The 11,329-nt window shown below is 41.6% G+C and carries 13 protein-coding genes; 10 read left to right on the top strand and 3 right to left on the bottom strand.

The window, feature by feature from the left end; all coding sequences use genetic code 11:
- Both gcvH and gcvT read right to left on the bottom strand, forming a co-directional pair.
- Positions 1-269 (bottom strand): glycine cleavage system protein GcvH (gene gcvH / locus AAF462_05295; GenBank protein ID MEM7008534.1); only part of this gene is annotated, 269 nt, incomplete at its 3' end.
- A 22-nt stretch (positions 270-291) separates the two neighbouring features.
- Positions 292-1,371: a glycine cleavage system aminomethyltransferase GcvT gene (gene gcvT / locus AAF462_05300; protein MEM7008535.1), complete on the bottom strand. Its 1,080-nt coding sequence runs from the start codon at positions 1,369-1,371 to the stop codon at positions 292-294.
- Positions 1,372-1,487: 116 nt separating this feature from the next.
- On the opposite strand from gcvT, the gene def reads away from it, so the two are divergent.
- The 9 genes from def (at position 1,488) to AAF462_05345 (ending at position 9,158) form a co-directional block, all read left to right on the top strand.
- Positions 1,488-2,048 carry a peptide deformylase gene (def, locus tag AAF462_05305; GenBank protein MEM7008536.1) on the top strand — a complete coding sequence of 187 codons (561 nt, stop codon included), beginning with the start codon at positions 1,488-1,490 and terminating at the stop codon, positions 2,046-2,048.
- Positions 2,032-2,814, top strand: a complete 783-nt coding sequence (gene budA, locus AAF462_05310) for an acetolactate decarboxylase (protein ID MEM7008537.1) — start codon at positions 2,032-2,034, stop codon at positions 2,812-2,814. Before def ends, budA begins: the two co-directional genes overlap by 17 nt.
- A gap of 14 nt (positions 2,815-2,828) precedes the next feature.
- Positions 2,829-3,641, top strand: a complete 813-nt coding sequence (locus AAF462_05315; protein MEM7008538.1) for a cyclase family protein — start codon at positions 2,829-2,831, stop codon at positions 3,639-3,641.
- Positions 3,642-3,654: 13 nt separating this feature from the next.
- Positions 3,655-4,029: a DUF6573 family protein gene (locus AAF462_05320; protein MEM7008539.1), complete on the top strand. Its 375-nt coding sequence runs from the start codon at positions 3,655-3,657 to the stop codon at positions 4,027-4,029.
- 73 nt (positions 4,030-4,102) lie between these two features.
- Positions 4,103-5,245, top strand: coding sequence for a cysteine desulfurase family protein (locus AAF462_05325; GenBank protein ID MEM7008540.1), 1,143 nt, complete (start codon positions 4,103-4,105; stop codon positions 5,243-5,245).
- 77 nt (positions 5,246-5,322) lie between these two features.
- Complete coding sequence (locus tag AAF462_05330) at positions 5,323-5,862, top strand: NTPase (protein MEM7008541.1); 540 nt, start codon at positions 5,323-5,325, stop codon at positions 5,860-5,862.
- Positions 5,863-5,996: 134 nt separating this feature from the next.
- Positions 5,997-7,979, top strand: a complete 1,983-nt coding sequence (locus AAF462_05335) for a thiamine pyrophosphate-binding protein (GenBank protein ID MEM7008542.1) — start codon at positions 5,997-5,999, stop codon at positions 7,977-7,979.
- Positions 7,980-7,981: 2 nt separating this feature from the next.
- A complete protein-coding gene (locus tag AAF462_05340) occupies positions 7,982-8,788 on the top strand; it encodes a DUF5996 family protein (protein ID MEM7008543.1) in 807 nt (268 codons plus the stop codon).
- Positions 8,789-8,807: 19 nt separating this feature from the next.
- Positions 8,808-9,158: a DUF1622 domain-containing protein gene (locus AAF462_05345; GenBank protein ID MEM7008544.1), complete on the top strand. Its 351-nt coding sequence runs from the start codon at positions 8,808-8,810 to the stop codon at positions 9,156-9,158.
- On the opposite strand, the gene AAF462_05350 is transcribed toward AAF462_05345, so the two are convergent.
- The gene (locus tag AAF462_05350) at positions 9,155-9,700 is read right to left on the bottom strand and encodes a hypothetical protein (GenBank protein MEM7008545.1); all 546 of its coding nucleotides are present in this window, start codon (positions 9,698-9,700) and stop codon (positions 9,155-9,157) included. The two genes, AAF462_05345 and AAF462_05350, sit on opposite strands and share 4 nt — an antisense overlap.
- Before the next feature lie 146 nt (positions 9,701-9,846).
- On the opposite strand from AAF462_05350, the gene AAF462_05355 reads away from it, so the two are divergent.
- Positions 9,847-11,175 (top strand): glycerate kinase, encoded by a 1,329-nt coding sequence (locus AAF462_05355; protein ID MEM7008546.1) that lies wholly within the window; start codon positions 9,847-9,849, stop codon positions 11,173-11,175.
- Positions 11,176-11,329: the final 154 nt, after the last annotated feature.

Raw genomic sequence — 11,329 nt, forward strand, 5'->3', positions numbered from 1 at the left:
AGTTCAGGCGAATCCAAGAGCACCTCATTTACTTCCACAACATCTCCGCTCACGGGTGCATATAGATCAGACACTGCCTTTGTTGATTCAACCGCTCCAAAGGGATCTCCCTTGGTAATTTCATCCCCCTCGCTCGGAAGCTCAATATATACGATCTCTCCAAGAGAGTCCTGGGCATAATCGGTTATGCCGATTACGAGCACATCTGCCTCTTCATGCGCCCACTCATGATCGTTGGTATATTTGAGTTCTTCAACTGCCTGTGCCATGTTTCAATCTCCTATATATATTCTACTTTTTATAAAAGGGGATACTAACTATACGAGCATCCCTTAGGCTGCCTCTTATTTCAATTTGTATTGTGTTATCATGCTCTACTTTATTATTTAAATAACCCAAGCCGATCGATTTTTCAAGACTTGGGGATAAAGTTCCGCTTGTTACATTACCTACATTACTACCATCAATAAATATACCGTAACCCTGGCGGGGAATTCCACGGTCAAGCAATTCAAATCCCACTAGGTTATTTTCAAGTCCATTTTCTAATGACTCTACCAGAGCCTTCTTTCCGATAAAGTCATCAGTATCGAGCTTTATATAGCGATTAAGCCCAGCTTCTAAAGGGTTTATGTCACCATCAATCTCGTGCCCATAAAGAGAATAAGCCATATCTATCCTAAGCGTATCTCGCGCTCCTAGACCACAGGGTTTAATGCCTGAATCTGCCCCAGTCTCAAGCAGTTTTCTCCATAAGAGCGGCGCTTTATCCCAGGGCAAAAAGATTTCAAAGCCCTCCTCCCCCGTATATCCTGTGCGGGCAACTATCATCTCAAAACCAGACCAACTAATAAGATCGAATCTAAATTTTCTTATGTGATCTAAATTAGTCTCAATTGCACTTGTTAAGATTGCAATGGCCTCTGGGCCTTGAATGGCGATTTGAGAGTATTGAGCGCTCACATCAGTTACTTCGACATCAAATTTGGCTTCTTCCTTTTTAATCCATGCAAAATCCTTGTCGCTGTTTGACGCATTTACGCAATATAAAAAATGCTCGTCTGAGAATTTATAGATAATTACATCATCAACAACTCCGCCGTGCTCATTACAAAGCAGAGTGTATTGCGCTTGGCCATCCTGCACTTTCTTCACATCGTTAGTTGTAACCCACTGGCAAAAATCGATAGCGTCTTTCCCTATAACCTCAATCTCGCCCATATGGCTTACGTCAAAAAGTCCGGCAGAGCTTCTTACAGCCAGATGCTCCTGTCTTAGACCTTCATATTGTACAGGCATCTGCCAGCCGGCAAACTCTACCATCTTTGCCCCAAGCTCTTTATGAATTGAATTAAGTGCGGTTTCTCTCATAGCTCCACTAATTTCTTAACGAGTGTTAAGCACAATGTCAACAATTTAGTATAATGAAATATCAAGATAATATTTTGAGATTACAACTTTACAATAACAGTATAATATTATTCGTCATGGCAAAAATTTTAGAGATATCAGAACTTGGTCACCCGGTGTTAAGAAAAAGGGCTCAAGAAATAGAAAACATAAGAGATGAAGAGCTTCAAAATTTTATAGATGACTTGATTGAAACCTGCACTGATTCTAATGGCGTTGGGATCGCGGCTCCTCAAGTTTATGAATCCAAGCGCATTTTTATCATCTCCTCTAAGCCAAATACTCGTTATCCTAATGCTCAAGAAATGGGTCCAATTGCACTGATAAACCCTGAGATAATCTCTCGTTCAGATGAGCTTGAGAAGGACTGGGAGGGATGTCTTAGTATTCCAGGGATAAGAGGGCTTGTACCTCGGCATAAAACAATTAAAGTAAAATACCAAACCAGAGACGGCGATCATGTAGAAGATGAACTCTCTGATTTTATTGCAAGAATCTTTCAGCACGAGCTCGATCACTTAGATGGAATAGTATTTTTAGACAGAATGGAATCAAACAGTGAGATTATTACAGAAAAGCAATACCAAAAACTTATGACTAAACTCCTGGAGGATATAGATCTTGAAGAAAAGGGCTGAGATACTAAGTGAATTTAATCTGGCCAAGATACTAATAGCAATCATGATTATCACATTTCACTCACACAGTATGGCGCAGCAAGAGGAGCATCATGACTCCATATTTCAGGCCTCGGTGTTTGAAGCACTAATAGAGGGAGTATATGAAGGCGACCTAACATACGGCGAGCTGAAAAAACACGGCGACTTCGGGCTTGGAACATTTAACAGATTAGACGGAGAGATGGTCGCTCTTGACGGGGTATTCTACAGAATCGACTCTGAAGGCAATGTATTTGTAGTCGACGATTCTCTTAAATCACCCTTTGCAGTGGTTACTTTTTTTGATGTAAATCAGACTCTTACTCCGAAAAAAGCGCTTAATTGTGAAGAGCTTCAAAAATATATAAAAGAGGCTTTGCCATTGGACAACATTTTCTATGCGCTCAAAGTTAGCGGCGAATTTGAATACATGAAAACTAGAAGCGTTCACGCTCAGCATAAGCCCTACCCCCCAATAAGCTATGCAGTAGAAACTCAGTCTGAATTTGATCTGGGGAGCATCAAAGGAACCATCGTTGGATTCTGGATGCCGACATATATCGGAGGCTTGAGCCAGTCCGGTTTTCATTTTCACTTTATAGCCGATGATAAGAAATCCGGCGGCCATGTGCTAGAGTGTAAAACGAAAAATGTCACTGTTGAAATAGATCATATAAGAGACTTTGAGTTAGACCTCTCAGATACCCAAGAATTTAACGATCTGGATTTAGAGAATAAGCCCTAAAGGGAGAAAAATAGATGAGTAATTTTTCTAAACGGTTTTTAATATTACTTACTGCTTTATTGGCGTTATTCACCGCTGATTTTTCATATTCACAACCTGACACTTTAATGGGCGGAGAGTGGATTGATCTTAGTCACGATTTTTCAAGTGAGACTATATACTGGCCTACTGCCCAAGAATTTAAGTTAGAGACCGTTTTTCAAGGCTATACCGACGAAGGCTTCTTTTATGAGTCGCATAATTTCTCAGCAGCGGAGCATGGGGGAACCCATGTTGATGCTCCAATTCATTTTGCCAAAGGTAAGCTTACCGCGGATCAAATTCCGCTTGAGAATCTTATTGGGCCTGGTGTTGTAATCGACGTTTCTAAAAAAGCCCTTCCCAACCCTGACTATCAAGTGAGTGTAGAGGACTTTAAGATGTGGGAGGCCAAGCATGGAAAGATTGCAGATGGTTCTATCGTGTTCTTAAACACGGGTTACGCGCAGTACTGGCCTGATAGAGTTAAATATATGGGAACAGACAAACGGGGTCCTGAAGCTGTGGCTGAGCTTCATTTTCCGGGGCTTGATCCCAAAGCAGCCGCTTGGCTAGTTGAGAACAGAAACATAGCTGCAATAGGTCTTGATGCGCCCAGCATTGATTACGGCCAGTCAAAACTTTATCAAGCCCATCAGATACTTTTTAAGGAAAATATTCCGGCATTCGAAAATGTGGCTAATTTAGATAAACTACCGCCTAAAGGTGCATTTATCATTGCACTGCCTATGAAAATAAAAAACGGCAGCGGCGCTCCGACAAGAATAATTGCAAAGCTGCCAGAGTAAGTGAGGAGTAATAATGAGCGAAGACACAACTAGAGCTAAGCAAAAAAATATTTCTGAAATAGCCAAAGAGGCGGGGCTTTTAATCCCAGTATTTGTTACGTCCACAGTTTATGACAACTGGTTAGTGCCTGATCAAAAAAGCACCGAAGAAGGTGAAGATGAAAAAAAAAGGACTACTGATTTAATTAACGGTTTTTTGTACTATATGCGAATACACCGTCAGTCCAGTAAGTCCAATTTAATTTACTTCCCAGTTAAATTTAAAAAAGACGGTGAAGAACAAGATGTGTCGCTAATGTCACACCTGGGCCCGCTTGAAGAAGGCGACAACCGCCCCTGCATTACTATAATGACTCCTGAAGAGTATGAGTCTGAAACAGCTAATTAAGCTTTCAGAAATTCATTTTAGCCCTCGCCAATCAAAGCCTAAATGATGTATAATAATCTTCTAGGGCCGGGCTATGAAACACAAAGAGATTTATTTCGATAACAACGCCACTACTAAGCCGCTTGCAGAAGTCAGGGAAGAAGTGCTCAAGGTTATGGACAGCGAGTTCGGAAACCCTTCAAGCGCACACTCTAGCGGCAAAAGGGCACGCAAGCATCTGGCACTCGCAAGAAAACAGCTCTCTGAGCTTATCGGAGCACCTACTTCAAAAATCACATTTACAGGCTCTGGAACTGAATCAAATAACATGGCATTTTATTCCTGCACCAGAGATAAAACAAACGGGTGTGAGATTCTAACCACAACGGTCGAGCACTCATCTATTCATAAAATGTGCAACTTTCTTAAACTGCACGACGTAACGATTAAAAAACTTGAGGTAAACGGTGGCGGTCTAATAGATACAGATGAATTAAAGAAATCAGTAAACGAGAATACTAAGCTCGTCTCAATTCAGTGGGTTAACAACGAGACAGGAATCATACAACCAATTCCTGAGATTGCACAGATCTGCAGCGAGCTTGAGGTCCCTCTTCACACTGACGCTGCACAAGCAGTTGGCAAAATCGAGATGAATATAAATGAAATTCCAGTTGATTTCTTCTCCCTTACCGGACATAAATTTCACTCGCCTCAGGGCGTTGGAGCAATTTACACAAAGGACAAGTATATGCTTGCCCCTATATTATTTGGCGGCTTTCAAGAAGAAGGATTTCACCCTGGAACAGAAAACCTTCCAGGGATAGTCGGCATGGGGAAAGCTGCTGAAATCAGAAAAGAAAACCTATCTGAGCAGATCTACAGGATGGAGGATCTGAGAAATAGGTTTGAGGCAATGGTGCTTGATTTTGTGCCGGGCACAAAAGTAAATGGTGATACGAAACACCGTGTCTGTAACACCACTAATATTATGTTTGCCGGCATTGACGCAAGAAAACTGGTTAAAGAGCTAGACAAAAACGGCGTTAGATGCTCTCAGAGCTCTGCATGTACAAATTTTGAAACCGCCCCTTCTTATGTCCTATGTGCTATGGGACTAACGGAACAAGAGGCTTACTCCAGCATTCGATTCAGCTTCTCTACAGAAAACACCTATGAAGAAATAGATAGCGCTGTTAATATTATAAGAGAATGCGCGGATAGTCTAAAAAACTAAATACGGCTCCACTTTACTTCTGAGCTCCTACTCTATCTAGTCTTAAAAAAATAAACCGCGCCTAGTGGTCGGATAACATGGGGAAAGAGAAAAAGAATATACTCATATCCGGTCTTCCCGGAATAGGCAAAACCACTTTAATAAAAGAAATCTACGCACAAATAAAAGATTCTCATCCAGTTGGCTTCTACACTGAAGAGATCAGAAATGAGAGTCAAAGAAAAGGGTTTCAACTCATGGGACTGGATGGAAGTACTGCTATATTTGCCCATATTCTAATTGAAAGCCCTCATCATGTTGGTAAATACAGGGTCGATGTAGAAGCATTTGATAGATTCCTCACGTCTTTTGATTTTAGCAACAAGAAGCGGCCTGTAATAATCGATGAGATTGGCAAGATGGAATGCTTATCATCTAAGTTTGTTAGTCTAGTTTCGCAAGTTTTTGATTCAGACAACTTGGTAATAGCAACAATTTCCCACACTGATGGCGGCATAAAGGGAAAGATAAAGCAAAGAGATGATGTGGAGCTTTTCAAGATGAATCTTGATAACCGTAATTCGTTATCCAAAGAGATTCTTGAAGTCATAAATACATACTCGCTCGCCCAGCAGTAATGTTTTAGTATCACCCCCTTTATATTAAATTTATGAATGTCTCGTAACTTTTATAATCTAAAAACATCTAATACCAAGATATGTTTTGATATTTTGTAGATTTTGTATTATAAGTGAATTAGGGGGATTATCTCATGGCTAAGACATATGAAAGAAAGACTCATAAATCATGGTATAAGGTGCTCGAGCATGGAGAGCTTCCAGAAGGCCGTGTGACAACAAGAACATGCAGAAACCTAACAATTTGCTTAAGCCATTACAAAGGCGAATTTGGAGCGCTGGATAATAAATGCCCTCACCAAGGCGGCCCGCTTGGCGAAGGATCAATTGAAAGCGGATTTTTAAGATGCCCTTGGCACGGGTGGGACTTTAATCCGATAACGGGAGACTCGCCAGGCGGATTTGACGACGGTGTCCCCACATATGAAATAGAGCAAAGAGATGACGGAATCTATGTAGCTTTAGAAGATGAAGCAGAGCATGTTAAAACCGTAACAGATATTATGGCAGAGACAATGGTGAACTGGGGCGTAAAACAAATCTTTGGCATGGTTGGACACTCTAACTTAGGACTTGCTGATGCGCTCAGAGTACAGGAGCAGGCTGGTAATCTCTCTTACTATGGAATACGCCACGAGGGCGCAGCCGCTTTTGCCTGCTCAGCTTATGGAAAACTTACCGGCAGACCTGCAGCTTGTCTTGGAATAGCAGGTCCGGGCTCAACCAATTTGCTAACTGGTCTTTGGGATGCGAATGTCGACAGAAGCCCAGTTCTTGCCCTAAGCGGTCAGGTTGACACTCAGGTGCTTGGCCCGGGGGCTTTTCAGGAAGTTGATCTTCAAGCAGCTTTTGGAAAAGTGGCGCAGTGGTCTCAAACAGTCCTTCCCACTAGTAAACATGCTGAGCTAATCAACCTTGCTCTTAAGAGTGCAATATTAAACAGAGGTGTATCTCATCTTGTATTCCCGGATGAAGTACAGACTCTTCCTGCACCTAAGAAAGCCCATGCAGGCTCTCCTAAAGGCAGAGTAACGCCGCTGACCATAAGCCCTCCTAAAGAAACTCTAGATCAAGCAATAAAGCTATTAAGAAAAGCCGAAAGACCCGCAATAATTGTTGGACACGGCGCGCGGTTTAATATGGATGCAATCATTGAGCTTGCCCAAATGCTGAAATGTCCAGTTTTCACAACTTTCAAAGGAAAGGGACTCATAGCTGATGACCATCCGCTTGGATGCGGAGTGCTAGGTCGTAGCGGGACCCCAATTGCGAGCTGGTTTATGAATGAGTCCGATCTTCTCGTAGTTTTCGGTGCTAGCTTTAGTAACCACACAGGTATTTCATCTAAAAAACCAATTATTCATGTGGACTTTGATAACATGGCGCTTGCCAAGTTTCACTCTGTGACAGTTCCACTATGGGGTGAGATCGGAGTAACTGCTGAGCTGATTAAAAAAGGTGTGAAAGGCAAAGCTAAATCCAAAGACAGAAGAAAAGATATTGCAAAACGCTGGGCTATATGGAGAGATGAGAAAAAGAGCCGAAGAAAAGACGACAGGGGAATGGGTGTAAGCTCAGCCCATATATTTGAAGAAATGTCCAAACTTGTGCCAGAGGATGCTATAATCGCCGTCGACGTTGGTAACAATACATATTCCTTTGGCCGCTACTTTGAATGTAAAAATCAGGCGCTACTTATGTCAGGTTATCTTGGTTCAATTGGCTTTTCACTCCCTGCGGCGCTTGGAGCTTGGTCGGCCACTCAGGAAGATGATCCAAAATTTAAAGGCCGTAAGGTCGTGTCAGTTTCAGGAGACGGCGGCTTTGGCCAGTATTTAGCAGAAGTAACAACTGCCGTGAAATACGGTATGAATATCACCCACGTTCTCCTTCATAACAAAGAGTTAGGTAAAATTAGTAAGGAGCAAAAGGCTGGGAACTGGGAAGTTTGGCAAACGTCTTTACACAACCCCAACTTTGCAGATTTTGTTAACTCATGCGGCGGGCTTGGAATTAGAGTCACAAAAAAGAAAGAATTTGGCCCAGCGCTAAGAAAAGCATTAAAGCATAAAACATTTTCTCTGGTTGAAATTATGGCCGATGTGGAGCTTATATAACTATGATCACAAAAAACGCTTTTCCCATTTTAGAGTACGATAGGGTTTATAAAACTAGAGATACAATTCAGTCATACGCCAAGGTTGTGGGAGCAATCAGAGCACAAATGACTCCAGAACAAAAGGAGTATTGGCATATAAGCCTAAGAGCAGCCCCACAGGGGTTTAGAACAACTCCAATATCATATGGTGACGGGGACACGTTCGAAATTGCAATTAATCTAATCTCACACAGCGCTCAAATAACAACTAGCACTGGACATAGCAGAAACATAGCGCTTACAGGACAATCGGTAGCTGAGTTCTCAAGCGATCTCTTGTCAATATTGAACACTATGAATATAAAGCCCGAGTTAGATCTTGAGAAATTTAAGGACACCTCGAAGACGGAATACGACCAGGCTGCAGCAAGTGAAATTTTTAAATCATATTCACTTGTAGACATAATTTTTAAAACATTTAAAGGAACAATAGATTCTGAGACAAGTCCAGTTCAGCTTTGGACACATCACATGGATATTGCGTTCACTACTCACCCTGGGAAAGACACTAAAAATTTGGACCAAATTGGCTTTGGTTATCTTATTGGTGATGAAGCAGTGACAGAACCGTATTTCTATATTACCGCCTACCCTGAGATCGAAGATACCTCTAATATCACACTTAAAGAACATGCATACTGGAACCCAGATGGATGGCAGGGTGTTGTACTAAAGTACAAAGATCTTATAGCTAACGGCAACCCCGCAGAGTTTCTAATAAATCACCTAGATAAAACATATGATCAAATATTAGACATTACAAAATAAGAGTAAATTAGGTGCAGAAATGTTTCACATTGAAGAGTACTTAGTAATAATTTTCACTCCAGTTTCCGAAATAATAGACCTTGTCGCCATACTGTTTATTCTCTGGGGATTTGTTAGATCTATGTACGACTACTTTGCTCTGAGGATAAAAAACAAGAGCGTAAGTACCAAAGATATCATGTCTGTGAGATGCTACTTAGGGATTTATCTTCTTTTTGGCCTTGAGATAATGATTGTTGCGGACATTATAAAGACAGTAATTCATCAAACAACCGATGAACTAATTTTTCTTGGCGGAATAGTAGTTATTAGAATTGTTCTAGCTTATTTTCTAAACAAAGAAATTGAAGATATGAAGCGTGAGCTTTAGTTTTTACATTCTCCCAAGCACTGATCATTAAAGTCTCTGCACTCAAGCATACATTTACTTCTTTTCTCACTTTTAGCGCCCCCTCCAAGATATACGCTGCAGTTGGCCTCGCAGTCTAGTTTTTTATACCTGCAGACCTCAGGGCATGGTTTGTCATCTAGAAAACCGGGTTTTAGGGTTGGTCTGGGAGTAGGATTTACACACCAGCTCTTGCAGTCATCTAGACCCTTGCTGCAGTCTTTTCTACAGGCAGCTTTTTTCTCACTCTTAGCTCCCCCGCCTGTAAACTTTGTACATTCGTTATTGCAGTCATAGGCCTTAAGCTCACATGATTTCTCACAGGGCTTATCGTGATATCGCTCAGGCTTTAAAGTAGGTTTAGGTGTAGGATTAAGACATCTTTGTTTGCATGGATCAAGGTCCTTTGCACATTCATTCGTGCATATTCTACGCTCACGACTCTTAGCTCCGCCACCAACAATCTGAGAACAAGAGAGCTCACAGTTCTTCTGACTCTCGACGCATTTCTGAGGACAACTCATTGGCTCATCCTGGGCTCCCGAGTTAATCGTGAAAACAATCAAAAGTAAGAATAAAACATAAAGTGCATGAAATTTTCGCATCTGATTTAAGAATAACCAATTATCAGATTATTGTTAGACGGGGAGACTCCGTTATAATTCAAACTATGGGTACGGAAAAACTAAGAAAAGACGCGAAAGAAATATTCGATGCTGGACTCAAAGCAGTAGACCCTATAAACGCTGTCAAAAATCATGTGCGGCGGGATGGGAATAAGCTCATTCTCCAAGACGCAGAATATCACCTTGAGAGCTTTGACAACATCTATGTTATTGGAATGGGAAAGGCTGCGGCGTCTATGGCTAAGGCTGTTGAGGATATTTTAGGCGAGCGTTTAACATCTGGAATTGTAAACGTAAAATACGGACATTCGGTAGAGCTTAGTAAGGTAAAAATTAATGAAGCTGGCCACCCCGTGCCTGATGATGAAGGACTTAAAGGCAGCAGGGAGATAATGAACCTCTTAAATAGTTCAGGGGAAAAAGACCTTGTGATCTGCCTTATATCCGGGGGAGGATCTGCGCTTTTACCTGTGCCTGCCGGGAACCTCACACTAGAGGACAAACAGCTGGTTACGCAGTCTCTTTTAGAGTGCGGCGCCAATATTCATGAGATAAATTCCATTAGAAAACAGATCTCTGCAGTCAAGGGCGGCCGCTTAGCACAGCTCGTTTATCCTTCAACATTGATCTCGTTAATATTGTCAGATGTAATCGGAGATAACTTAGATGTAATAGCATCTGGACCCACTGTAGCAGACACTCATACCTTTCATGACTGTAGAAATATAATCAATAAGTACAGCCTTGATGAAAGAGTGCCCAAACGAGTAATTGATTATATAGAGATGGGTTGTGATGGTCAGATAGAAGATACTCCTAAAGCGGATAGTCCAATATTTGAAAAAACTCATAATGTGATTGTAGGAAGCAACATACTTGCCGTCAAAGCGGCAAAGGAAAAAGCGTTGAGTCTTGGGTATAACAGTCTTATTCTTTCAACCTACATACACGGTGAGACTGAAGAAGTTGCCAAAGTTCACACAGCAGTGGCAAAAGAAATTATCGCATCAGGCAATCCAGTAAATAAACCTGCCTGCATTATCTCTGGCGGAGAAACCACAGTTACAATCGAGGGCAAAGGACAGGGCGGAAGAAATCAGGAATTTGTACTAGCAGCGGCAATAGATATTGAGGGCTTAGAAAACACGCTAGTTTTGAGCGCAGGAACAGACGGAAACGACGGGCCAACAGACGCAGCCGGCGCATTGGCAGATGGATCAACTATAAATAGAGCAAACAAGTTGGGGCTAAATGCTTACGAGTATCTATGTGAGAATAATTCCTACAACTACTTTGACCCTTTAGGTGACCTTATAGTCACAGGTCCTACTAATACAAACGTAATGGACTTAAGAATAGTGCTTATCACTTAGAGACTTATTAAGAGCTCATAGCAGTTAGGAACTTAAGCTCAGATGAGAGTTCTTCTTTGGTTACGGTGAACAAGTTAAAGCTTTTGTTCAGTGTTACCATCTGGATATTTTCTGCAATCAGCCGCTCACTGTTTTTAACCCAATAAACGCATAC

The organism is Thermodesulfobacteriota bacterium (assembly GCA_039028315.1).
Taxonomy (GTDB): Bacteria; Desulfobacterota_D; UBA1144; order Nemesobacterales; family UBA2774; genus CR02bin9.

What these genes read in the sequence shown, in the direction of transcription:
- gcvT (MEM7008535.1), bottom strand. Translation starts at nt 1,371, where the DNA reads ATGAGAGAAACCGCACTTAATTCAATTCATAAAGAGCTTGGGGCAAAG.
- def (MEM7008536.1), top strand. Translation starts at nt 1,488, where the DNA reads ATGGCAAAAATTTTAGAGATATCAGAACTTGGTCACCCGGTGTTAAGA.
- AAF462_05315 (MEM7008538.1), top strand. Translation starts at nt 2,829, where the DNA reads ATGAGTAATTTTTCTAAACGGTTTTTAATATTACTTACTGCTTTATTG.
- AAF462_05320 (MEM7008539.1), top strand. Translation starts at nt 3,655, where the DNA reads ATGAGCGAAGACACAACTAGAGCTAAGCAAAAAAATATTTCTGAAATA.
- AAF462_05325 (MEM7008540.1), top strand. Translation starts at nt 4,103, where the DNA reads ATGAAACACAAAGAGATTTATTTCGATAACAACGCCACTACTAAGCCG.
- AAF462_05330 (MEM7008541.1), top strand. Translation starts at nt 5,323, where the DNA reads ATGGGGAAAGAGAAAAAGAATATACTCATATCCGGTCTTCCCGGAATA.
- AAF462_05335 (MEM7008542.1), top strand. Translation starts at nt 5,997, where the DNA reads ATGGCTAAGACATATGAAAGAAAGACTCATAAATCATGGTATAAGGTG.
- AAF462_05340 (MEM7008543.1), top strand. Translation starts at nt 7,982, where the DNA reads ATGATCACAAAAAACGCTTTTCCCATTTTAGAGTACGATAGGGTTTAT.
- AAF462_05345 (MEM7008544.1), top strand. Translation starts at nt 8,808, where the DNA reads ATGTTTCACATTGAAGAGTACTTAGTAATAATTTTCACTCCAGTTTCC.
- AAF462_05350 (MEM7008545.1), bottom strand. Translation starts at nt 9,700, where the DNA reads ATGAGTTGTCCTCAGAAATGCGTCGAGAGTCAGAAGAACTGTGAGCTC.
- AAF462_05355 (MEM7008546.1), top strand. Translation starts at nt 9,847, where the DNA reads ATGGGTACGGAAAAACTAAGAAAAGACGCGAAAGAAATATTCGATGCT.